This window comes from Streptomyces sp. DSM 116793 (assembly GCF_057320905.1).
This window is the reverse complement of sequence record NZ_CM170494.1, coordinates 663,083-684,666: the sequence shown is the minus strand read 5'-3', so window position 1 is coordinate 684,666 and position 21,584 is coordinate 663,083. Positions and strand designations below refer to the sequence as shown.

The following is a 21,584-nucleotide window of genomic DNA, read 5'->3' as shown; positions in this document are numbered from 1 at the left end:
GCCGCAACGAATCGCCGTTCAGGCCCCGGTCGACGCAATGAATGCGCTGGATATGCGCAAGAGTCGGATCTTGTCCCGCTTCCGCGGGCGGCCGTACCGTCGAGGCGTTCCCCGTCCCTGCCCGTCCTCGTGAGGTCCGCCATGTCCGCGCTGCGTCCCGCCCTGCTGCAGAGCTCCGGCCGGCCCGGATCGGCCGCCGCGCACCTCGCGGAGCTGGACGAGGCCGCCGGCCGGGCCCGTGCCCGGCGCACCCTGGAGCTGGTCTGCGCAGCCGTGGACCCGGCGCTCCGCGCCGAGGCCCGCCAGGCCGCCCGCTCCCTGCGCGACCGCCGCCCCGCCCGTTACGCCCCCTTGGTCCGTGACACGGCCTGACCCGGCCGCCGGCCCCGGCCACGGCCTGATCCGGTCGCCGTCCCGGGCCACGCCCTGAGCCGGCTCCGGCCCGCGGCGTGGCCGGAGCCTCCCCCGATCCACCCCTGACCACCGCAAGGAGCCGCACCCCATGACGTCCACGGTGCCCACCGCCGTCCCGCACGCCGCGGCGCAGCAGCCCATCACGATGTTCGGGCCGGACTTCCCGTACGCGTACGACGACTTCCTCGCCCACCCCGCGGGCCTGGGACAGATCCCCGCCACCCGGCACGGCACCGAGGTGGCGGTGGTCGGCGGTGGGCTCTCCGGCATCGTGACCGCGTACGAGCTGATGAGGATGGGGCTGCGTCCGGTGGTGTACGAGGCGGACCGGATCGGCGGGCGGCTGCGCACCGTCGGCTTCGACGGCGCGGCCGACGGGGGCGCGCTCACCGCGGAGCTGGGCGCCATGCGCTTCCCGCCCTCGTCGACGGCGCTCCAGCACTACATCGACCTGGTGGGCCTGCGGACGAAGCCGTTCCCGAACCCGCTGGCGGAGGCCACCCCGTCCACGGTCGTCGACCTCAAGGGCGAGTCGCACTACGCGAGAACGCTGGACGACCTGCCCGAGGTGTACCGGCAGGTCGCCGAGGCCTGGCGGACCTGCCTGGAGGAGGGCGCCGAGTTCTCCCGGATGAACCGCGCCATCCGGGAGCGCGATGTGCCGACCGTCCGCGCGATCTGGTCCCGGCTGGTCGAACGGCTCGACAACCAGACCTTCTACGGCTTCCTGTGCGCCTCCGAGGCGTTCAGGTCCTTCCGTCACCGGGAGATCTTCGGACAGGTCGGCTTCGGCACCGGCGGTTGGGACACCGACTTCCCCAACTCCATCCTGGAGATCCTGCGTGTGGTGTACACAGAGGCCGACGACCACCACCGCGGCATCGTCGGCGGCAGCCAGCAGTTGCCCACGAGGCTCTGGGAGCGTGCCCCGCAGAAGCTCGTCCACTGGCCGCAGGGCACCTCGCTGGCGTCGCTGCACCAGGGCGGCACGCCCCGCCCCGCGGTGACCCGGCTGCACCGCGCCGCGGGCGGCCTCATCACCGTCACGGACGCCTCGGGCGCGATCCGCAGCTATCCCGCGGTGGTCTTCACGGCCCAGTCCTGGATGCTGCTCTCCAAGATCGCGTGCGACGAGTCGCTCTTCCCGATCGACCACTGGACGGCGATCGAGCGCACCCACTACATGGAGTCCAGCAAGCTCTTCGTGCCGGTGGACCGGCCGTTCTGGCTGGACAAGGACGAACGCACGGGGCGCGACCGGATGTCGATGACCCTGACGGACCGGATGACCCGCGGCACCTACCTCCTGGACGACGGCCCCGACCGGCCCGCGGTGATCTGCCTGTCGTACACCTGGTGCGACGACAGCCTGAAGTGGCTCCCGCTCACCGCGCACGAGCGCATGGAGGTGATGCTCGCCTCGCTCCGCGAGATCTACCCGGACGTGGACATCCGGAGCCACATCATCGGCAGCCCGGTGACCGTGTCCTGGGAGAACGAGCCGTACTTCATGGGCGCGTTCAAGGCGAACCTGCCGGGCCACTACCGCTACCAGCGCAGGCTCTTCACCCACTTCATGCAGGATCCGCTGCCCGCGGACAAGCGCGGCATCTTCCTCGCGGGCGACGACATCTCCTGGACGGCCGGCTGGGCGGAGGGCGCCGTCCAGACCGCCCTCAACGCCGTATGGGGGGTGATGCACCAACTCGGCGGCACCTGCGACCCGTCCAACCCCGGCCCGGGCGACGTGTTCCACGAGATCGCCCCGGTAGAACTCCCCGAGGACTGAGCACGGCTCCCCTGCGTTTCCGGTGTCAGGTAGGGGCGCGGGGAACTGCGCGACCGGCCACCACCGGCGGCTGGCCGAGGAAGCTTCCGCAAGGGGCCTGATGGTGGCGCGCGGTGGTCGTGCCTGTTGGTCGCCCGGATGTTTCCGGTGTCAGGTAGGGGCGCGGGGAACTGCGCGACCGGCCACCACCGGCGGGGGGCCGAGGAAGCTTCCGCAAGGGGCCTGATGGTGGCGCGCGGTGGTCGTGCCTGTTGGTCGCCCGGATGTTTCCGGTGTCAGGTAGGGGCGCGGGGAACTGCGCGACCGGCCACCACCGGCGGCTGGCCGAAGAAGCAACCGCAAGGGGCCGGACCGGACAGCCCGCCGCAGGCGAGTGGTGGCCCCTCGGGCGGCCCCCGCGCGGGGGGCAGGAGAGGGGGCGCGGGGGAGACCTACCGCCCCCGCCCAGCCCCGGGCACCCGCACCGCCGGAGAACCGTGCCCACCCGGCAGCAGCGGAGTGAGCAGCATCCGCCCGACGAGCCCGACCGCCGCGTCGAGCCGCTGGACGAACTCCCCGGCGACGACGGGGAACTGCCGCAGTTCCCAGAGCGCCCGCGCCGCGGACCACGCACCGTCCCTCGCCCGCTCCAGGCTCCAGGAGCCCAGCAGATGGGTGAGCGGGTCGGCCACCTGAAGCAGATCGGGTCCCGGCATCACGTCCTCGCGGATCTGCTCCTCCAGCGTCACCAGCAGGTCGCCGACCCGGTCGAACTCGTCCTCCAGATCGGCGGGCGCACAGCCGAGCGCCCGGCAGGAGTCCACGACGGCGAGGCAGAGGTCGTGCCCGATATGGGCGTTGATGCCCGCGAGGGCGAACTGCAGCGGCCGGACGCCAGGATGGTGGCGGTAGCGGAACAACGGCCGCCAGCAGGAGGGCGGGCGGCCGTCGGCGGCCGCCGCGTCGACGGCCGCGAGGTAGTGCTCGGCGAAGCGCACGTCCAGGGCGACCGCCTGGCTGCGATCGCCGAGCCGTCCCAGCGCGACACCGCGGTCCACCGCCTCGGTGACGGACAGGTACACGCGGTTGAAGACCGCGACGCCGTCGTCGGCGGGCAGGACCTCCGCAAGCTCGCGCATCCGCGCGATCACCCCGTCGATCCCCTGCCCGGGGACCGTGGACTGCTCCGAGTGGGCCATGCAGGCAGGATCGCAGCAGCCGGCTGAGTCCGGCGCCGTTCGCGCCCGGACTTCCCCGGAACGAGCGAACGCGCCCCGCCCGGCGCGGCGGTTGGGCCCCGCCGGGCCCAGCACCCTTCACCGGCCCGCCCGTTGAGCGCAGGGACCCATGCATGAATCGTTGCGCGAGGCATTGTCACGTGGATCAGGCACGTCTACGCTCACACGGTCTTGCTCATGAATGATGTTCACGTACATGACCTGCTGGTGAGCGGTTGGTCCCTAGGTGACCCCCACCGTCATCGGTTCCGAAGGAGTGCTCGATGAGCAGAAGACCCCGCCTGCGGCTCGGCGCGGTGGTGGCGGCCGCGGCGGCCCTCGCCGCCCTGCTGGTGCCGGCGGCCTCGGCCGCCGCCCACGACCACCCGGCCGGGCACCAGGGGCTGGTCCCGCCCGCCCCGCGGACGGCCGTGCTCGACGGCAAGCGCCTGCAGGCCGCCAAGCTCCGCCTGGAGCTGGGCGACCCCGGCCTGAAGAAGGCCGTCGAGAACCTCACCGCCCAGGCCGACGACTGGCTCGGCCAGGGCCCGTGGACCGTGGTCGACAAGCCGGCGCCCGCCCCGGGCGGCGACCCACACGACTACCTGAGCCAGGCCCCGTACTGGTGGCCCTCCCAGCCGAAGACCGACGACAACCCGCGCGGCTGCCCCTACGTCCAGCGGGACGGCGAGCGCAACCCCGAGGTCGACACCGGCACCGACCGACCGGACGTCGGCAAGGTCTTCGAGTCCTCCTACACCCTCAGCCTCGCCTGGTACTACACGGGTGAGAGGAAGTACGCGGAGCACGCCGCCGACATCCTGCGCACCTGGTTCCTCGACCCGGCCACCCGGATGAACCCCAACCTGGACCACGCGCAGTTCATCCCGTGCAAGTACGACGGCCGGGCCATCGGCATCATCGACTTCTCGCAGTCGTACACCAGCGTGGTGGACGCCATCGCCCTGCTGGACACCGGCGCGCCCGGGTGGTCCAAGGGCGACCGCACCGCCATGGCCGCCTGGAACAAGGACTTCCTCGACTGGCTGGTGAACAGCGACTTCGGCAAGGAGGAGGGCGCCGCGGAGAACAACCACGGCACGTTCTACGACATGCAGGTGGCCGCGCTCGCCTACGCCACCGGGGACAGGGACCTGGCCCGGACGACGGTGCTGGACGCGCGCCGGAAGCGGATCGACGCGCAGATCGCGGCGGACGGCAGCCAGCCGCAGGAGCTCGCCAGGACGCGGAGCTGGCACTACTCCACCTTCGACCTGGTCGCCTACACCCGGCTCGCGCAGATCGGGCGGCACGTCGGGGCGGACCTGTGGACGTACCGGGGGCCGGACGGGCAGAGCCTGTTCAAGGCGGTCGACTTCCTGCTGCCGGCCGCCACCGGCGCCGCCGACTGGAAGTACCCCGAGCTGGAGTTCTACCGGTACGCGGCGAGCGACATCGTGCACGCCGCCGCCGACGCCGGTGACCGCGACGCGCGCGCCGCGGTGCCACACCTCCAGGAGCCCCCGGGCGGCGACCTGTGGGCGCTGCGCCCCGCCGCAGAGCAACTCGACTCGATCGCGGGCTGAACCCACCGCGCCCCGGCCGGGCCCCACCGCCCCGGCCGGGGCACGGACCACAAGGCCCACCGTCACGACAGGGGCGCCGCGGGGAACCGCGGGAAGAGCTCCCACCGGCCGGTGGTCTGACAGGAGACCACAAGGGGCAGCGCCGCAACGGGGGCGCGGGGAATGGCCACAGCGCCCACCGGCCGGTGGTCTGGTACGAGACCGCAAGGGGTACCGCCACACCAGGGGCGCGGGGAACCGCGCACCACTCCCACCGTCCGCCGGACCGGCACGAGACCCCGAGGGCGCACCCCTGGAACCCGCAGCTGGAACCCGCAGCGCCCCGCCCCGCCCCGCTACGACCGCTCGACCGCCGCCGTACCCTCGCCCGCGGCCGCGGCCGGCACCGCGGGCCTGCCGCCGGGCCGCAACACCCCCGCGCCCACCGCGAGCCCGCACGCCAGCACCGTCACCAGACCGAACGACACCTCCAGGCTGGTGGCCTGAGCGATGCTGCCGACCGCCGAGGGGGCGACCAGGCCCGAGGCGTACATGATGGTGGCGACGCCCGCGATGGCCTGGCTCGGGCGGGGGCCGCTGCGCCCGGCGGCGGCGAACGCCAGCGGGACGACCACGGCGATGCCGAGCCCCATCAGCGCGAACCCGGTCATGGCCACCGCCGGGTGCGGCGCGACGACCACCAGGAACCCGCCGAGCGCGGCGAGCACCCCGCCGCCGCGCACCGTGCGCACCGGGCCGAACCTGTCCACGAGCGCGTCGCCGGCGAGCCGCGCCACCGCCATGGTGAGCGTGAAGCCGGTGGTCGACGCGGCGGCCAGGCCGGCGGAGGTGTCCAGCACATCGCGCAGGTAGACCGCGGACCAGTCCAGGCCCGCGCCCTCGGCGAACACCGCGCAGAACCCGACCGCGCCGATCAGCAGCGCGGAGCGGGGCGGCAACGCGAACCGCGGCGGCGGCTCCTCCTCCTGCGCCGGACGCAGGTCGAGCACCCAGCGGCAGGCGGCGACGCCGGTCACGGTGAGCACGGCGGCGGCCAGCGCATGGTGCACCCGGGCGTCCGTGCCCAGATGGGCGGCGAGGGTACCGCCGGCGGAGCCGAGCACCGCGCCCGCACTCCACATCCCGTGCAGCCCCGACATGATCGACCGGCCGAGGCGGTTCTCTATCTCGACGCCCAGCGCGTTCATCGCCACGTCCGCCATGCCCGCCGTCGCCCCGTACACGAGCATGGCGGCGCACAGCGCGAGCAGGTTCGGTGCGAGCGAGGGCAGCACCAGCGCCAGCGTCCACAGCGCGATCAGCCCCCGCAGGGCGGCGCGGGAGCCGAACCGGTGGCTCACCCGGCCGGCCAGGGGCATGGCCAGCGACGCGCCGATCGCCCCGAACGCCAGCGCGAGTCCCAACTGCCCGGGGCTCGCATGGGCGTGGTCCTGGATCCACGGCACCCGGGTCGCGAAGGACCCGGTCACCGAGCCGTGCACACAGAAGACCACGGCGACCGCGTACCTGGCGTGCCGCACGGCCTTCCCGGCCTGGCCCGCACGGGCCCCCTCGGTCATGTCGCCGCCCCTCCCCGCGTCCCTCGCGGTGCTCGTCCGTGTGGTCGACGGGGCCATGTCGGCACCCGCCCCGTGGGTCCGGCGTAAACTATCAGGAACCCTGCCTGATAAATAGTGGATTTCCCGCTACGGACCGGCCTCGGCAACCGGGCGCACCGGTCACCAGGCTGCCGGGCGCGCGCCCTCCGGGCGTGCAGGGCCCGTCTGAAAGGATCCAGGCATGCCCGCATCACCGAGCACGGCCCGGGCGATCAACGACCGCCTTGCACTGCGCCTGCTCCAGCGCGAGGGCCCGTTGACGGCCGGGCAGCTGAAGAAACTCACCGGCCTCTCCCGGCCCACCGTCGCCGACCTGGTGGCCCGGCTCCAGGGCTCCGGGCTGATCACCGTGGTCGGCGAGACGGGCGCGAGCCGCCGCGGCCCGAACGCCCGGCTGTACGGGATCGTGGCCGACCGGGCGCACCTCGCCGCCCTGGACGTGCGCACCCACGGCGTCACCGTCGTCGTCACGGACCTGCTGGGCGCCTCGCTCGCCGAGGCATCGCTGCCGGTGGACGCCGGCACCCGCACCGCGTCGGCGGTGACCGGCGCCGTCCGGCTCGTCGAGCGTACGGCGGTTCGGGCGGGCGGACGGCCGCTGCACTCCGTGGCGATCGGCGCACCCGGCCTCATCGACCCGGTGAGCGGTGAACTCCGCGGCACCACCGACCTGCCCGAGTGGCACCGCAGCCTCGTCGGCGCCCTCCAGGACCGGCTGCCCGCCCGGGTCCTGGTGGAGAACGAGACCAACCTCGCCGCCCTCGCCGAGCGGCAGGACGGCGCCGCCCGCGACCGCGAGACGTTCGTGCTGCTCTGGCTCGGACACGGTGTCGGGGCCGCGGTGGTGCTGGACGGCGCGCTGCGCCGGGGGGCGTCGGGCGGCGCGGGGGAGATCGGGTTCCTGCCGGTGCCCGGTGCCTCGGTGCCGCCGTCCGGCACCGGCCGCGACGACGGCTTCCACCACCTCGTCTCCTCGTCGGCCATCTGCGCCCTCGCCGCGGAGCACGGCCTCGCGGCCGCCGCCGAGCCGGGCGCATCGCAGGCCGCGGCCCTGGTGCGGGCAGCCGTCGCCGAAGGCGAGAAGCGCTTCCTGGACGCCCTCGCGGAACGGATCGCCCTGGGCGCCGCCGCGGCGGCCGCCGTCCTCGATCCCGGCTGCGTGGTGCTGGGCGGCGAGATCGGCCTGGCCGGCGGGCCGGATCTCGCCACCCGCGTCGGGCGGCGCCTGGGCGACATCTCGCCGCTGCACACGGACGTGCGCGCCGGCGAACTCGGCGGCGCCGCGGTGCTGCGCGGCGCGCTGCTGATGGCCCGCGAGGCGGCCCAGGACGAGCTGTTCCCGCCGGGGGCGGCGTCGATCGGGTAGCCGGGGCCGGCGCCCTTGGGCACGGGGGAGCGCGCGTGACCCATCCACCCGGCCGTTGCGCCGCGAGGGCGTCCGAGGAGCCACCGGAGCCGGCGGAGCCGCCTTCCGGCAGCGGCGATCCGACGACGGTCTCGTCGTGTCCGGTCGCGCGGTTCGGTGGCCCCTCGGGCCCACGTCTCCGACCCCGTCCGCGTTCCGCGCCCCTTCCAGGGCGCCGCGTGCCCGTGAGCGGCGCCCCGGCGCGGGCGCGGAGCCGTGCCCCGACTACACCGGCTGCCCGAACCGCTTCGCCAGGTACTCCCCGAAGGTGCGCCGGCCCACCGCCCGCTGTGGGGTGAGGTGGCCGCCCTCCCGCATGGCGCGGTACGCCTTGCCCGCCAGCGGCACCGAGACCACCGGGCGCCGGCGTCCGGTCGCCCGCAGATAGGCGCGGGCCAGCTCGGGAAAGCCCAGCACCTCCGGACCGCCCAGGTCCGGCACCCGGCCGGAAGGCTCACCGACGGCGAGCCCGGCCAACCGGTCCGCGACCTCCGCGACCTCGATCGGCTGATCGCTCACACCGGCCGGCAGCAGCATCACCGGCGGCTTCGCCAGGGCCCCCAGCGCGGTCACCAGCAGGTCGTGGAACTGGGTGGCGCGCAGCAGCGTCCAGCCCACGCCGGAGTCGGCGATGGTGCGCTCCACCGCCAGCTTGGCGCGGTAGTAGCCGAGTGGCACCTCGTCCACGCCGACGATCGAGATGAACACCACATGCCGGACGCCGGTCCTGCGCACCGCGTCGACGAGTCGCCGACCCGCCTGTTCGTCGCCACGGGGCGCGCTCGCGCAGTGCACGACGACCTCCGCGCCGCTCAGCGCCTCGTCCAGGCCGGCGCCGGTGCGCAGATCCACCGCGTACGGCGGCGGCGCGTGCCTGCTCAGCACCCGCACGTCGTGGTCCTGGCTCCGCAGCCGCTCCGTGACCAGTCCGCCGAGATTTCCGGTTCCGCCGGTCACCACGATCGTGGCCATCGCCGTTCAGCCCCTTCGTCCGTGTCGGCGCTCCCGGTGGAGCGCCCGTCACCACTGAGAACCGGCGAGCCCCCCGATGTGTGACAACGGGGCACGGCACCGCCCGGAGCCGGAGCCCCGCAACCGGCTCCGGGCAGCGCCGGCGAGGGGCGCCCGCGAGCTGGCGGGTGACATACAGCAGCTTGTCCGGACCGACCACCGCCCGCACCCCGGCGGTCGGCCCTGTCCCGCACCTCGGCGATCGCCCTGTTCCGCACCTCGAACGATGCCCCCGCGATCAGCCGCCGCCCCTCGTGCGCCGCCGCCCCGGAGCGTCCTCGACCTCGGCGACCGCCCTCTCGATGGCGGCCGTGAGCCGCCCTGTGACGCACCGCGGCAACGCTACCGGCCAGGCCCGTCCCGCGATCGGCCGGCCGGCGGAGAACGCCCGTCCGCCACCGTCGCCCGACGGGACGACGTCCTTGGCCGGCGGGCTACTCCAGCCGGGTGGGGTCGCCCTTGCGGGCCGCCGCCAGGAACGACTCGACGAGCGCACGCTGCCGCTCGGGTCCGGCGCAGCGGCGCCGCTCCGGCGTGACCAGGCGCAGGGCGGCCCTCCCGTAGAGCTGCCGCCCCTTGGCCTCGGGCAGCTCCGGCACGGGCGGTGGTGCTCGAATCGCTGGGCGAGATCAGCGGTCACCCGGCCGGCGTACCAGAGTGGCGGGGCAGCCCGGCACGCCCGGCGCGGCCCGGGGACCCGGCCATGTGCGCGTCCCCGGAGACGGCTGTGAGCCAGCCCACAGCTCGGGCGCCCACCGTCCGGTGCCGGGCGTGGCACACTGTGTTCCGTACCAGAAGCAGCGCACTCCGGGGTCGGTGAAAGTCCGAACCGGCGGTTAAAGTCCGCGACCCGGCCGCATCCAGTGGCCGGTTGACCAGGTGAAATTCCTGGACCGACGGTGAAAGTCCGGATGGGAGGCAGTGCGCGGCGGGCGGGCATCCGTGCACGCCGCCGGTGGTCCGTCTCAGGGCGGGCCCGCGATCCGGCGTCGTTCCCCGGAAGGTTCCACCCGCGCTGTGTGTCGTTCGTCGACAGCCCCGGAGTCCGCGCCCGAAGAGGCAGGAGGACCCGGTGGCCACCCCAGCGGAAGCAGCCGCGATGCGGCGCGCGATCGAACTCGCCGCACACGGACTCGGCTCCACCAGCCCCAATCCCGTGGTCGGCTGCGTCCTGCTCGACGCCGAGGGCCGGACCGTGGGCGAGGGCCACCACCAGCGCGCCGGCGGCCCGCACGCCGAGGTCCACGCGCTGCGCGCGGCCGGCGACCGGGCCCGCGGCGCCACCGCCCTGGTCACCCTCGAACCCTGCAACCACACCGGTCGCACCGGCCCCTGCGCCCAGGCCCTGATCGAGGCCGGCGTCGCACGGGTCGTCTACGCGGTCTCCGACCCCGACCCCACCGCCACCGGCGGCGCCGCCACCCTGCGCGCCGCGGGCATCGACGTCGAGTCCGGGCTGCTGGAGGCGGAGGCCGCCGCCGGCAACGCCGCCTGGCTGACGTCCGTCCGCCTGGGCCGGCCGCACATCACCCTGAAGTACGCCGCCACGCTCGACGGCCGCATCGCCGCCGCTGACGGCACCAGCCAGTGGATCACCTCCGCGGAGTCCCGCGCCGACGTCCACCGGCTGCGCGCCGAGAGCGACGCCGTCGTGGTCGGCGCCGGCACGGCCCGCGCCGACGACCCGCACCTGGCCGCCCGCGGCACCGACGGCGCGCACCAGCCGCTGCGCGTGGTGGTCGACTCCGGCGCCAGGGCCCTCAAGCCGGGCGCCCGCGTCCTGGACGACGCGGCGCCCACCCTGGTCGCCGTCGCCGAGGACGCCGAGACGGCCCACCTGACCGGCCTCGCCGAGGTGGTCCGGCTGCCGCGCACCGGCGCCGGACTCGCCGTCCCCGCCCTCCTGGACGCCCTGCACGGCCGGGGCGTCCGCTCCGTACTGCTCGAAGGCGGTCCGACGCTCGCCGGGTCCTTCGTGGCCGCGGGCGCGGTCGACCGCGTCATCGGCTATGTCGCCCCGGTCCTGCTCGGGGCCGGCCCCGCCGCACTGGGCGAGGCAGGAATCACCACCCTCACCGAGGCGTTGCGCCTCGAGGTGACCGAGACCGTCCGCCTCGGGCCTGATCTGCGGATCACCGCCGCGCCGCCAGCGAAGGAGAGCTGAGTGTTCACCGGAATCGTGGAAGAGCTGGGCGAGATCACCGGCGTCGAGGACCTCGGCGACGCATCCCGCTTCCGGCTGCGCGGACCCGTCGTCACCGCGGGCGCGAAGCACGGCGACTCGATCGCCGTCAACGGCGTCTGCCTGACGGTCGTGGACCTGGACGGCGACGAGTTCACCGCCGACGTCATGGCGGAGACCCTGAACAGGTCCAGCCTCGGCGCGCTGGTGCCCGGCTCCCGCGTCAACCTCGAGCGGCCCACCGCCGTCGGCGCCCGGCTCGGCGGCCACATCGTGCAGGGCCACGTCGACGCCGTCGGCACCCTCCTGGAGCGCAAGCGCTCCGAACACTGGGAGATCGTCAGGATCGGCCTGCCCGCGCAGCTCTCCCGCTACATCGTCGAGAAAGGCTCCATCACCGTCGACGGCATCAGCCTCACCGTCGTCGACGCCGGGCCGGACCACTTCACCGTCAGCCTCATCCCCACCACCCTCGCGCTGACCACCCTCGGCATCAAGGAGCCGGGCGACCCGGTCAACCTGGAGGTGGACGTCGTCGCCAAGTACGTCGAGCGGCTGCTCGCGGCCGAGCGCTCGGCGGCGGCCGACGCCACGGCTGCCGACGCCATGGCTGCCGACGCCATGGCCGCCGATGCGGCGGCCGGCACCCCCGGAGGCCGCGAACCGGCAAGGGACGCCCGGTGAGCACCTTCGACTGGCTGAACTCCGAGGCGTTTACCGCCTTCGGACAGCGCATCATCTGGTCCGACCTGGCCGGCAACACCATCGGCCTCGTCGGGCTGGCACTCGGCTGGCTCAGATCCGTGTGGACCTGGCCCGCCCAGCTGCTCTCCGCCCTCATCCTCGTCGCGGCCAACATCTCCGTGCAGCAGTCCGGCAGCGTCGGCAAGCAGCTCGTGATCATCGTCACCGCCGTCTGGGGCTGGCAGCAGTGGAGCCAGGGCCGCCGCCGGGCCCAGGACGGCGACCTCGCCACCCGGTTCGCGTCCTGGCGCGAACGGGGCCTGCTGCTGGCGACCGCCGCCGTCGGCACCCTCGCGGTCGGCGGCCTCTTCACCGCCTTCCCCTCGCTCTCCTGGAACCCCTGGCCGGACGCCTATGTGTTCGTCGGCACGCTGGTCGCGATGGTGGCGCAGGCGCGCCGCCTCGTCGAGTTCTGGTTCGCCTGGCTGCTGGTCGACCTGGTCGGCGTGCCGCTCAACTTCACCAGCGGCCTGGCCTTCTCCGGCCTGATCTACATCGTCTACGGCGCTCTTGTCCTGTGGGGCATGCGCGCCTGGTGGCTGCGCTCGCGGCAGGGCGCGCAGCCCCCTCTGGAAGGAGCCCCGGCATGACCATCGCACCCGTCCGGTTCCCCACCGGCGACCTCACCGCCGGGGCGACCCGGACCGGGCTCGACCCGGTGGAGCAGGCCATCGCCGACATCGCGGAGGGGCGCCCGGTCGTCGTCGTCGACGACGAGGACCGCGAGAACGAGGGCGACCTCGTCATCGCCGCGGAGGCGGTCACCCCCGAGATCGTCGCCTTCATGATGTCCGAGTGCCGCGGCCTCATCTGCGCGCCCATGGAAGCCGAGGAACTGGACCGGCTGAACCTGCCGCAGATGGTCGAGCAGAACACCGAGTCGATGAGCACCGCGTTCACCGTCTCCGTGGACGCGGCCTCCGCGCACGGCGTGACCACCGGCATCTCCGCCGCCGACCGCGCCCGCACGCTGCGGCTGCTCGCCGACGGCACGGCGGAGGCCGCGGACTTCGTGCGGCCCGGCCATGTCTTCCCGCTGCGCGCCAGGGCCGGCGGGGTGCTGACCCGCGCCGGGCACACCGAGGCCGCCGTCGACCTGGCCAGGCTCGCCGGCCTGCGCCCGGCGGGCGCGATCGTCGAGATCGCCGCCGAGGACGGCACCATGCTGCGGCTGCCCGAACTGGTCGCGTTCGCCCGCAAGCACGGCCTGTCGATCATCTCCATCGAGGACCTGATCGCCTACCGGCGCGGCGCCGAGCCCGCCGTGCGCCGCGAGGCGACCGTGCGCCTGCCCACCGTCTCCGGCGACTTCACCGCCTACGGCTACCGCTCCGCCGACGACGGAGTCGAGCACGTCGCCCTGGTCCACGGCGACCTCCGCGACGGCGAGGACGTGCTGGTGCGTGTGCACTCCGAGTGCCTCACCGGCGACGTCTTCGGCTCGCTGCGCTGCGACTGCGGGCCCCAGCTCACCGCCGCCATGGAGCGCATCGCGGCGGAGGGCCGCGGTGTGGTCGTCTACCTCCGCGGCCACGAGGGCCGCGGCATCGGCCTGCTCTCCAAGCTGCGCGCCTACGAACTCCAGGAGCGCGGCCGGGACACGCTCGACGCCAATCTGGAGCTCGGCCTGCCCGCGGACGCCCGCGACTACGGCGCGGGGGCGCAGATCCTCGCCGACCTCGGGGTGCGCAGTGTCCGGCTGATGACCAACAACCCCGACAAGACCGACGCCCTCGTCCGGCACGGCATCCAGGTCACCGGCCGGGAACCGATGCCCGTCCAGGCCGGCGAGCACAACCTGCGGTACCTGCGCACCAAGCGCGACCGCATGGGCCACGACCTGCCCTGGCTGGACACCCCCGCCATGGCCGCCTGCGGCAACCAGTGACCGGACCCCGGCCGCCCGGGGTCCGTCCCCGGCCCCCGGAGCGGTGCGGGCAGCCCGGACACCACGGAACAGCCCCAGCACCACCCAGCACATCCACCAGCACCACCCAGCACCAAGGAGCGAGAGCGCGTGAGCGGCAAGGGTGCCCCCGTACTGAGCGTGACGAACACCGGAGGCCTGCGGGTCGCGGTCGTCGCCGCCCAGTGGCACGAGAAGATCATGAACGGCCTCGTCGGCGGCGCCCGGCGCGCCCTGGACGAACTCGGCATCGAGCAGCACACCGTGCTGCGGGTGCCGGGCAGCTTCGAGTTGCCCGTCGCGGCCAGGGCGCTCGCGGTGCACGGCTATGACGCCGTGGTCGCGCTCGGCGTGGTGGTCCGCGGCGGCACCCCGCACTTCGACTACGTCTGCCAGGGCGTGACGCAGGGGCTCACCCAGGTGTCCGTCGACACCGGAGTGCCCATCGGCTTCGGCGTGCTGACCTGCGACACCGAGGAGCAGGCGCTCGACCGCGCGGGCCTCGAAGGCTCCCATGAGGACAAGGGGCACGAGGCCGTGACCGCGGCCGTCGCCACCGCCGCCACGCTCCGTATGATCCCCGAGCCCTCACGTCAGGGGATGGCGGGCGCCCGCGTAGAGTAGGCGGCATCATGTCCAAGAAGACGTTCGAGGAGCTCTTCACCGAGCTCCTGCACAAGGCGCAGCACGGCGACCCCGCCACCTCCCGCACCGCGGAACTGGTCGGCAAGGGCGTCCATGCCATCGGCAAGAAGGTCGTCGAGGAGGCCGCCGAGGTCTGGATGGCCGCCGAGCACGAGGGCCGGGAGGCCACCGCCGAGGAGATCTCCCAGCTGCTGTACCACGTGCAGGTGATGATGGTCGCCCGCGGCATCACCCTCGACGACGTCTACGCCCACCTCTGAGCCGCGGCCCGGGGCGGGCCCCGGCACCGGCCGCGGGGCCCGCCCCGGCGGGCCGCGGCAGTCCCCTCCCGACGGACCGGACACCCCGGACCGGTACGCACACTCCCGCATCTTCCCGCAAAGGAACACCACCTCATGCTGCGCATCGCCGTCCCCAACAAGGGTTCACTCTCCGGACCTGCGTCGGAGATGCTCCATGAGGCCGGGTACCAGCAGCGCAGGGACTCCAAGGAACTGGTGATCGTCGACCCGGCCAACGAGGTCGAGTTCTTCTACCTGCGCCCCCGCGACATCGCCATCTACGTCTCCTCCGGGCGTCTGGACATCGGCATCACCGGGCGCGACCTGCTGGTGGACTCCGGCGCCGACGCCGAGGAGATCCTGCCGCTCGGCTTCGCGCGCTCCACGTTCCGCTACGCCACCCGGCCCGGCACGGCGAGCAGCGTGAAGGACCTGGAGGGCATGACCATCGCCACCTCCTACGAGGGCATCGTCGCCGGCCACCTCGCGCAGGAGGGCGTCGACGCCACCGTCGTCCACCTCGACGGCGCCGTGGAGACCGCCATCGAGCTGGGTGTCGCCCAGGTCATCGCCGACGTCGTGGAGACCGGCACCTCGCTGCGCAACGCCGGGCTCCAGGTCATGGGCGAGCCGATCATGCACTCCGAAGCGGTGGTCATCCGTCCCAAGACGCGGACGGGCTCGTCCGGGGGAACCCCCACCACGGATGCCGACGCGGACACCGACCAGCCCAAGGTCCAGCAGTTCCTGCGCCGGCTCCAGGGCGTCCTCGTCGCCCGCACCTACGTGATGATGGACTACGACTGCCGTGCCGAGGATCTGGAACGCGCCGTGGCCGTAACGCCCGGCCTGGAGTCCCCGACGGTCTCGCCGTTGCACAATGAGGGCTGGGTCGCCGTGCGCGCCATGGTGCCCGCCAAGGAGGCCCAGAAGATCATGGACGACCTGTACGCCATCGGCGCCCGGGCCATCCTGACCACGGCCATCCACGCCTGCCGCCTCTGACCGGGCCGCGCCGACCCGGCCGGCCCCGCCGACCGACCCTCTTCGGAGCACCGTGATGACGGACCCGACGCCACCGCACCCCGCACGGCAGGACGCCGCACAGGGCGACGGCACACAGCCCACCGCCGGACGGCCGGGCCCGGCCGCGCCACCCGCCGCCGGGCTGCCGGAGCTGCCCGTCACCTTCCGGCCGGCGGTCACCCGGGCGGTCCTGCTGGCCGGCGGCCTGGCGCTCTTCGTCGTGCTCACGGCCGTCGCCCTGCTGCTGCCCGACCTCGGCGCGGCGGAGCGGCTCAGCTTCGTCGTCACCGCGGCGCTGCTCTGTACGGTGCCGCTCCTGCTGAGCAGGCCCAAGGTGGTCGCCGACGCCTCCGGCGTGACCGTCGTGAACATCCTGGGCGGGCGGCGGCTCGACTGGGCCGAGATCCTCCAGGTCAACCTGCGGCCCGGCGACCCCTGGGTGTTCCTGAACCTCAGCGACGGCACCAGCCTGCCCGCCCTCGGCATCCAGCCGGGGCTCGCCAGGCGCCGTGCCATCGACCAGGCCCGCACCCTGCGGGCCCTCGTCGACGCCCGTGCCGCCAGCGAGCAGGGCCCCGGTGCGGGAGGGGGCTGAGCGCTACGCCGCCGGCGGGCGCTTCGGCGACTTCGGCGAGCATCCGTACGCCCGCACGTCGGCCCGTGCACGTCCGCGCCGGGCGCACAACGGCCCGCGAGCGCCCCTGAGAGCGCCCCGGGGAGACATCCGGGACTCCTCCGGGGCGTTCACACTGCCGCATAAGTGGCTGTCTTGATTAATCTGGTTCCCGAGGCGCATGATGCGCCCTCGCCCCTGCCGTGCCGCACCGGCGCGCGGGGGCTCCTGCTGACCAAGGAGTGACTTCCTCAGGCGATGGACGGTTCGTCCTGCAGTACCTGCGCCGCCCCCTCCCTTCCCCAGTGCCTTGAGGGCATGGGAAACACCCGCCGCGCGGACCGCGTCCGCGGCGGCTCGGAGGCGGCGGCATGATCACCCCGTTGCTGCTCCTGGGAGCGGCCCTCCTCCTGATCCTCGCCAACGGCTTCTTCGTGGCGGCCGAATTCGGCCTGGTGACCGTCGAGCGCCCGGACGCCGAGCAGGCCGCGGCCGCCGGCGACAAGCGCGCGAACTCCGTCGTGTCGGCGCTGAAGGAGCTGTCCTTCCAGCTCTCCGGCACCCAGCTCGGCATCACCATCACCTCGCTCGTCGTCGGCATGCTCGCCGAGCCGGCCCTGGCCGCCCTCCTCGACGCCCCCCTCACCGCGACGGGCCTGCCCGTGGGCGCCGTCCCCGGTGTCTCCGCGGTGGTCGGGATGCTGATCGCCTCCGCCGTACAGATGGTGATCGGCGAGCTGGTGCCCAAGAACTGGGCCGTGTCCCGGCCCCTCCAGGTCGCGCGCTTCGTCGCCGGCCCGCAGCACGCCTTCGCCCGGCTGCTGCACCCGGTCATCTCCGGCCTGAACAGGGTCGCGAACCGCCTGGTGCGGGCCCTCGGCGTGGAGCCCGCCGACGAGCTGGCGTCCGCCCGCACGCCCGGCGAACTGGTCTCGCTGGCCCGCCACTCCGCGCAGGCCGGCGCCCTGGAGCAGGACACCGCCGACCTGTTCGTGCGCACCCTGTCGCTGGGCGAGCTGACCGCCCAGCACGTGATGACGCCCCGGGTGAAGGTCAGCGCCCTGCAGTCGTCCGCGACCGCGGAGGACGTCGTCAACCTCACCCGTGCCACCGGCCTGTCCCGCTTCCCCGTCTACCGGGAGCGGATCGACGAGATCGTCGGCATGGTGCACCTGAAGGACGCCCTCGCGATACCGGTGCACGCCCGGCTGCGCACCTCCGTGGGCCGGATCGCCCAGGCACCGCTGCTGGTCCCCGAGACGCTGCCGGTGCAGCCGCTGCTGGCCCGGCTGCGCAGCGAGCAGCCCATCGCCGTCGTCGTGGACGAGTACGGCGGTACCGCGGGCGTCGTCACCCTGGAGGACATCGTCGAGGAGCTGGTCGGCGAGGTCCGCGACGAGCACGACGCCAAGGACGTGCCCGAGCTCGCCCCCGCCCCCGCCGAGGACGGCCGGCCCGCCTGGGACGCCGACGGCAGCTGCCGTGTCGACACCCTGCGGACCATCGGCCTGCACGTCCCCGAGGGCCCCTACGAGACCGTCGCCGGCCTGGTCGCGGACCTGCTGGGCCGTATCCCGGCCCCCGGTGACCGCGCCGAGTTGCCCGGCTGGCGGCTCCAGGTGAGACAGGTGGGCCACTACCGGGCCGAACGGGTCAGGCTCGTCAGGACGCCCGAGGCCGCTGAGGCCCCCGGGACGACCGCCCGCGTCCCGGCGGCGGCCGTCAGGGCCCGCAGGGGTGCGGTGGAGGCGGTCCGATGACGCTGCTCCAGTTGCTGTTCACCGTTCTGCTGGTACTGGCCAACGGGTTCTTCGTGGGCGCCGAGTTCGCGCTGGTCTCCGTGCGCCGCAGCCAGATCGAGCCGCTGAAGACCGTGCCCGCCCGTCAGGTGCTCTACGGCCTGGAGCACCTGCCCCAGATGATGGCCGCCGCGCAGTTCGGCATCACCGTCTGCTCGCTGACCCTCGGCGCCGTCGCGGAGCCCACCGTCGCGCGGCTGCTGGAGCCGGCGTTCGCCGCCGTCCGGCTGCCCGAGGGCCTGGTCCATCCGCTGGGCTATGTGATCGCGCTTGTGCTGGTGGTCTTCCTGCATCTGGTCATCGGCGAGATGGTGCCCAAGAACCTCGCCATGGCGGACCCGGAGAAGACGGCGCTGCGGCTCGGACCGGGCCTCGTCGCCTTCGCCCGGCTCTGCCGGCCGGTCACCGCGGCCCTCGGGGCCTGCGCCCGGGGTGTGCTGAGGCTCTTCGGGGTCGAGCCCAAGGACGAGGTGGAGGCCGTCTTCACCAGCGAGCAGCTCAACCGCCTGGTCGTCGACTCCGGCGAGGCGGGGCTGCTCGACCCCGAGGAGCAGGAGCGCCTGGGGGACGCGCTGGAGCTGGGCACGCGCCCGGTCACGGACGTGCTGCTGGACCGCGCCTCGCTGGTGACGGTGGACCCCACCGTCACCCCGGGCCAGGTCGTGGCGCTCACCGCCCGCACGGGCTACTCGCGCTTCCCGGTGAGCGCGGACGGCGGTGCCTTCATGGGCTATCTCCACGTGAAGGACGTGCTGGAGCTGGAGGACAGCGACCGCGCCGTGCCCCAGCACGTGTGGCGGCCGATGACCACGCTCAGCGCGGAGCTGCCGCTCGACGACGCCCTGACCGTGATGCGCCGCGCTGCGACCCACCTGGCGCAGGTCGCCGATGCCTCGGGCCGTGTGGTGGGTCTGGTGACGCTGGAAGACGTCCTGGAACTGCTCGTGGGCGAGGTCCGCGACCCCGCCCACCGGGATCCCGGTGGTGCGCCGGCTCCGCGGCTCGGGGAGCCGCGTAGTGCGGCCCCGGAGGACGCGATGGCGAGCTGACGCTCGCGGGGTGCCGACAGTCAGGGCCCGCCCCGTCGGGGTGCCCGTCCCGCTCGGGCCAGGCGCGGTCGTGGAGAGTGACCTGGTAGCCGTCGGGGTCGGCGAAGGTGAATGTCCGGCCGAAGGGGCCGTCGATCGGTGCGGAGACGATGGGGTGACCGTCGGCGACGAGAGCATCGTGAATGGCCTGGACGTCTGTGGCGTGGAGCCAGATCGCGGCACCGATGCCGGGCTGGGCAACGGATGCGAGATCGGTGCCGGGAACGACGTCGCGGAGTGCGAACGCGATCGGCTTCGTCTCGAAATCGACGGCGTCGGAGGTCCGGCCTGCGAGCGGACGAGGCCGAGGTACTGCTCGTAGACCTGCGGAGCATGATCCATTCCCTGCGCGATGGCAACGACGGTGCATAGCCCGTTCCCCGGCGCACGTCTCGCCGCGCCCGGACAGGAGTGCAGCCGAGCCGGGAGACTTCGGGAGCCGTCCCAGAAGGCCCAATCGTCACTCGGAGTGGCCGCTGCACGGAAGCTGGGCCAGAACCACGACTCGGGTTCTGGCTCAGGTTGTGTGAGTCGTCACTGTGTGCAGTCGCTGTGGCCGTCCGGCCGCATATTTCTGTGCAGCCATGGTGGTCGGTCTCATACGGTGCCGAGATGCTGACTGTACGAGCTATGACGGACGCCGATGTTGCGGCTGTGTCAGCGGTACGAGTGGCAGGCTGGAGGGCCGCGTACGTTGGGATAGTGCCTCAGTCCTTCCTCGATGGCCTGACGGTCGAGGCGGATATTCAGCAGCGCCGAAGGCACTTCAGGAGGTCGAAGGAAGGCACAACCAACCTGGTGGCGGTCGACGCCCATGGGCGAGTTGTGGGTTGGGCGTGCCTCGGGCCTTTTCGAGATGACCAGGCAGGTACGAATGTGGGTGAGCTTTACGCTCTCTATGTTCAGCCCTCACTCACTGGGTCCGGAATCGGTCGCGCGCTACTCGAAGCCGTGTACGCTCACGCTGACGCCTATGGCTTCGACGTGATGCTGTTGTGGGTCCTCACCGACAACACCAGGGCACGTCGTTTCTACGAGATGGCCGGCTATGTCGCTGACGGTGCTGTCCAGGCTCACGACTACGACGGAGTGTCCGTACCTGAGATTCGTTACCGGCGCACGCTGTAGGGGTGCGCCATCGACCGGGTGGACCCCTCAGAAGATCAGGCGAGGAGAACCCGTTTCCGTAGGAGACGGAAGCCGGCGCGGCCGAACATCTGGCGTTTGAGCATCTTGAAAGTTACGTGGAATCTGCCGGGGTGACCATGTCCCTCCGGTGGAACCACGGACCGGTCGCCGCCTGCTCGTGCCGGCCGAGCACCGGCCGAACTCACCCGTCACCGGGCACGGCGCGAGCCTTCGACTAGACGCGTGCCATCCGGTGCCCGGCGCTGGTGCCCGAGGGGCGGCCGGTCCGCCCGGTGCGCCGGTGAGGTCACGTCCGCGGCGCGTTGTCCGGCGCGTCCTCCTCCGTCGTGGCGTCCGGGAACACGCGGGTGCTCAGCAGCGCCAGGACGTCGGCCGCCGCCATGATCGTCTCGGTGCTCACGTCCGCCAGGCTCTCCGCGAGCATCGCCTCCACCGCCGCCGTCACCCGTCGCAGCGTGTCGTGGCCCTGCTGGGTCAGCTCGATCAGCTGGACCCGGCGGTCCTCGCCGGTGGCCCGCGCCAGCAGCCCCTGCTCCTGCAACTGCGTTACCTGCCGCGTCACATGGGGATTGCGGACGTCGAGACGTGCCGCGATCTCCCCGATCCGCAGCGGTGCCGACTCATCCGCCAGTGTCCGCAGGACGGCGAGTCCCGGCCGGTCGATCGGCATGCCGGCGGCCGCCACGGACCGCTCGTGCAGCCGTCGTCCCGTCAGCCGGTATGCCACTGCGCTCAGTGCGGACTGGAGCGCCTCGACGGCGTCCGCCCGGGCCGGTGTGGTGGTCACAGGGTCATCATGCCGGACCGTTCGGTTCCGGGGCCAACCATGGGCCGCAGACCGGAGACGCCATTGCACAGCCCGCCGCCGTGGGGTATTGCTTACTTAGGGTAGGTAATAGTCATCAGGAGGAGAACGCCGTGCACCTCGAAATCGATCAGGAACGGTGCTGTGCCGCGGGCCAGTGCGTGCTCGCCGCGGACGACGTGTTCGACCAGCGCGACGAGGACGGCGTCGTGGTCCTGCTCGACGCGGACCCGGAGGGGCCCGCGGCGGCTCGCGCGGCGGAGGCGGCCGCGCTCTGCCCCGCGGGCGCCATCACCGTCGTCACCTCGTGACGTGGCCGAGCCGCCCCCAACCCCCCTCACCCCAAA

General features: G+C 73.4%; 20 protein-coding genes, 2 pseudogenes and 1 riboswitch. Of the genes and pseudogenes, 16 read left to right on the top strand and 6 right to left on the bottom strand.

Annotated elements, in window-relative coordinates:
* Positions 1–150 precede the first annotated feature (150 nt).
* A pseudogene (locus ACSMXW_RS02965) lies at positions 151–243 on the top strand (carbon-nitrogen hydrolase); the annotation flags it as partial.
* A 259-nt stretch (positions 244–502) separates the two neighbouring features.
* Entirely contained in the window at positions 503–2,203 is a 1,701-nt protein-coding gene (locus ACSMXW_RS02960; RefSeq protein ID WP_485803809.1) for a flavin monoamine oxidase family protein, read from the top strand.
* Between the two features lie 431 nt (positions 2,204–2,634).
* Here the strand turns inward: ACSMXW_RS02960 and ACSMXW_RS02955 are convergent, their stop codons facing one another.
* A complete protein-coding gene (locus tag ACSMXW_RS02955; RefSeq protein ID WP_485803807.1) occupies positions 2,635–3,381 on the bottom strand; it encodes a DUF5995 family protein in 747 nt (248 codons plus the stop codon).
* Between the two features lie 302 nt (positions 3,382–3,683).
* Between ACSMXW_RS02955 and ACSMXW_RS02950 the strand changes: the two genes are divergently transcribed.
* Positions 3,684–4,985, top strand: a complete 1,302-nt coding sequence (locus ACSMXW_RS02950; protein WP_485803805.1) for an alginate lyase family protein — start codon at positions 3,684–3,686, stop codon at positions 4,983–4,985.
* 335 nt (positions 4,986–5,320) lie between these two features.
* Here the strand turns inward: ACSMXW_RS02950 and ACSMXW_RS02945 are convergent, their stop codons facing one another.
* Entirely contained in the window at positions 5,321–6,544 is a 1,224-nt protein-coding gene (locus tag ACSMXW_RS02945; protein ID WP_485803803.1) for an MFS transporter, read from the bottom strand.
* 220 nt (positions 6,545–6,764) lie between these two features.
* On the opposite strand from ACSMXW_RS02945, the gene ACSMXW_RS02940 reads away from it, so the two are divergent.
* Positions 6,765–7,949, top strand: a complete 1,185-nt coding sequence (locus ACSMXW_RS02940) for an ROK family transcriptional regulator (RefSeq protein ID WP_485803802.1) — start codon at positions 6,765–6,767, stop codon at positions 7,947–7,949.
* Between the two features lie 264 nt (positions 7,950–8,213).
* Here ACSMXW_RS02940 and ACSMXW_RS02935 read toward each other — a convergent pair whose 3' ends face one another.
* The gene (locus ACSMXW_RS02935; protein WP_485803800.1) at positions 8,214–8,960 is read right to left on the bottom strand and encodes an SDR family oxidoreductase; all 747 of its coding nucleotides are present in this window, start codon (positions 8,958–8,960) and stop codon (positions 8,214–8,216) included.
* A 473-nt stretch (positions 8,961–9,433) separates the two neighbouring features.
* A complete protein-coding gene (locus tag ACSMXW_RS02930; RefSeq protein ID WP_485803798.1) occupies positions 9,434–9,598 on the bottom strand; it encodes a hypothetical protein in 165 nt (54 codons plus the stop codon).
* A gap of 199 nt (positions 9,599–9,797) precedes the next feature.
* A riboswitch (FMN riboswitch) is annotated at positions 9,798–9,928 on the top strand.
* A gap of 143 nt (positions 9,929–10,071) precedes the next feature.
* Here ACSMXW_RS02930 and ribD point away from each other — a divergent pair.
* From ribD to ACSMXW_RS02880, 10 genes are all read left to right on the top strand, one after another.
* Positions 10,072–11,163 carry a bifunctional diaminohydroxyphosphoribosylaminopyrimidine deaminase/5-amino-6-(5-phosphoribosylamino)uracil reductase RibD gene (ribD, locus tag ACSMXW_RS02925; protein ID WP_485803796.1) on the top strand — a complete coding sequence of 364 codons (1,092 nt, stop codon included), beginning with the start codon at positions 10,072–10,074 and terminating at the stop codon, positions 11,161–11,163.
* Positions 11,164–11,865, top strand: a complete 702-nt coding sequence (locus ACSMXW_RS02920; protein ID WP_485803794.1) for a riboflavin synthase — start codon at positions 11,164–11,166, stop codon at positions 11,863–11,865. It abuts the gene before it with no gap.
* The gene (locus ACSMXW_RS02915; protein WP_485803792.1) at positions 11,862–12,515 is read left to right on the top strand and encodes a nicotinamide mononucleotide transporter family protein; all 654 of its coding nucleotides are present in this window, start codon (positions 11,862–11,864) and stop codon (positions 12,513–12,515) included. The genes ACSMXW_RS02920 and ACSMXW_RS02915 overlap by 4 nt, the downstream gene beginning before the upstream one ends.
* Positions 12,512–13,813: a bifunctional 3,4-dihydroxy-2-butanone-4-phosphate synthase/GTP cyclohydrolase II gene (locus ACSMXW_RS02910; protein ID WP_485803790.1), complete on the top strand. Its 1,302-nt coding sequence runs from the start codon at positions 12,512–12,514 to the stop codon at positions 13,811–13,813. The genes ACSMXW_RS02915 and ACSMXW_RS02910 overlap by 4 nt, the downstream gene beginning before the upstream one ends.
* A gap of 129 nt (positions 13,814–13,942) precedes the next feature.
* Positions 13,943–14,455, top strand: coding sequence for a 6,7-dimethyl-8-ribityllumazine synthase (ribH, locus tag ACSMXW_RS02905; protein ID WP_485803789.1), 513 nt, complete (start codon positions 13,943–13,945; stop codon positions 14,453–14,455).
* 8 nt (positions 14,456–14,463) lie between these two features.
* A complete protein-coding gene (locus ACSMXW_RS02900; protein WP_485803787.1) occupies positions 14,464–14,736 on the top strand; it encodes a phosphoribosyl-ATP diphosphatase in 273 nt (90 codons plus the stop codon).
* Positions 14,737–14,871: 135 nt separating this feature from the next.
* A complete protein-coding gene (gene hisG / locus ACSMXW_RS02895) occupies positions 14,872–15,762 on the top strand; it encodes an ATP phosphoribosyltransferase (RefSeq protein ID WP_485803786.1) in 891 nt (296 codons plus the stop codon).
* Between the two features lie 55 nt (positions 15,763–15,817).
* The gene (locus ACSMXW_RS02890) at positions 15,818–16,378 is read left to right on the top strand and encodes a PH domain-containing protein (protein WP_485803784.1); all 561 of its coding nucleotides are present in this window, start codon (positions 15,818–15,820) and stop codon (positions 16,376–16,378) included.
* A gap of 389 nt (positions 16,379–16,767) precedes the next feature.
* Entirely contained in the window at positions 16,768–18,156 is a 1,389-nt protein-coding gene (locus tag ACSMXW_RS02885) for a hemolysin family protein (protein ID WP_485803782.1), read from the top strand.
* A complete protein-coding gene (locus tag ACSMXW_RS02880; protein ID WP_485803780.1) occupies positions 18,153–19,244 on the top strand; it encodes a hemolysin family protein in 1,092 nt (363 codons plus the stop codon). Before ACSMXW_RS02885 ends, ACSMXW_RS02880 begins: the two co-directional genes overlap by 4 nt.
* A gap of 61 nt (positions 19,245–19,305) precedes the next feature.
* Here ACSMXW_RS02880 and ACSMXW_RS02875 read toward each other — a convergent pair.
* A pseudogene (locus ACSMXW_RS02875) lies at positions 19,306–19,625 on the bottom strand (VOC family protein); the annotation flags it as partial.
* 360 nt (positions 19,626–19,985) lie between these two features.
* On the opposite strand from ACSMXW_RS02875, the gene ACSMXW_RS02870 reads away from it, so the two are divergent.
* A complete protein-coding gene (locus tag ACSMXW_RS02870) occupies positions 19,986–20,411 on the top strand; it encodes a GNAT family N-acetyltransferase (protein WP_485803779.1) in 426 nt (141 codons plus the stop codon).
* 307 nt (positions 20,412–20,718) lie between these two features.
* Here the strand turns inward: ACSMXW_RS02870 and ACSMXW_RS02865 are convergent, their stop codons facing one another.
* Positions 20,719–21,219: a MarR family winged helix-turn-helix transcriptional regulator gene (locus ACSMXW_RS02865; protein WP_485803777.1), complete on the bottom strand. Its 501-nt coding sequence runs from the start codon at positions 21,217–21,219 to the stop codon at positions 20,719–20,721.
* 131 nt (positions 21,220–21,350) lie between these two features.
* Here ACSMXW_RS02865 and ACSMXW_RS02860 point away from each other — a divergent pair, with 131 nt between their 5' ends.
* Positions 21,351–21,548, top strand: a complete 198-nt coding sequence (locus ACSMXW_RS02860; RefSeq protein ID WP_485803775.1) for a ferredoxin — start codon at positions 21,351–21,353, stop codon at positions 21,546–21,548.
* Positions 21,549–21,584 lie beyond the last annotated feature (36 nt).

Bases quoted from the DNA above. Each gene is read 5' to 3' on its own strand.
- ACSMXW_RS02910 (WP_485803790.1), top strand. From the start codon at position 12,512: ATGACCATCGCACCCGTCCGGTTCCCCACCGGCGACCTCACCGCCGGG.
- ACSMXW_RS02950 (WP_485803805.1), top strand. From the start codon at position 3,684: ATGAGCAGAAGACCCCGCCTGCGGCTCGGCGCGGTGGTGGCGGCCGCG.
- ACSMXW_RS02900 (WP_485803787.1), top strand. From the start codon at position 14,464: ATGTCCAAGAAGACGTTCGAGGAGCTCTTCACCGAGCTCCTGCACAAG.
- ACSMXW_RS02935 (WP_485803800.1), bottom strand. From the start codon at position 8,960: ATGGCCACGATCGTGGTGACCGGCGGAACCGGAAATCTCGGCGGACTG.
- ACSMXW_RS02960 (WP_485803809.1), top strand. From the start codon at position 503: ATGACGTCCACGGTGCCCACCGCCGTCCCGCACGCCGCGGCGCAGCAG.
- ACSMXW_RS02890 (WP_485803784.1), top strand. From the start codon at position 15,818: ATGACGGACCCGACGCCACCGCACCCCGCACGGCAGGACGCCGCACAG.
- hisG (WP_485803786.1), top strand. From the start codon at position 14,872: ATGCTGCGCATCGCCGTCCCCAACAAGGGTTCACTCTCCGGACCTGCG.
- ACSMXW_RS02940 (WP_485803802.1), top strand. From the start codon at position 6,765: ATGCCCGCATCACCGAGCACGGCCCGGGCGATCAACGACCGCCTTGCA.
- ACSMXW_RS02885 (WP_485803782.1), top strand. From the start codon at position 16,768: ATGATCACCCCGTTGCTGCTCCTGGGAGCGGCCCTCCTCCTGATCCTC.
- ACSMXW_RS02945 (WP_485803803.1), bottom strand. From the start codon at position 6,544: ATGACCGAGGGGGCCCGTGCGGGCCAGGCCGGGAAGGCCGTGCGGCAC.
- ACSMXW_RS02880 (WP_485803780.1), top strand. From the start codon at position 18,153: ATGACGCTGCTCCAGTTGCTGTTCACCGTTCTGCTGGTACTGGCCAAC.
- ACSMXW_RS02955 (WP_485803807.1), bottom strand. From the start codon at position 3,381: ATGGCCCACTCGGAGCAGTCCACGGTCCCCGGGCAGGGGATCGACGGG.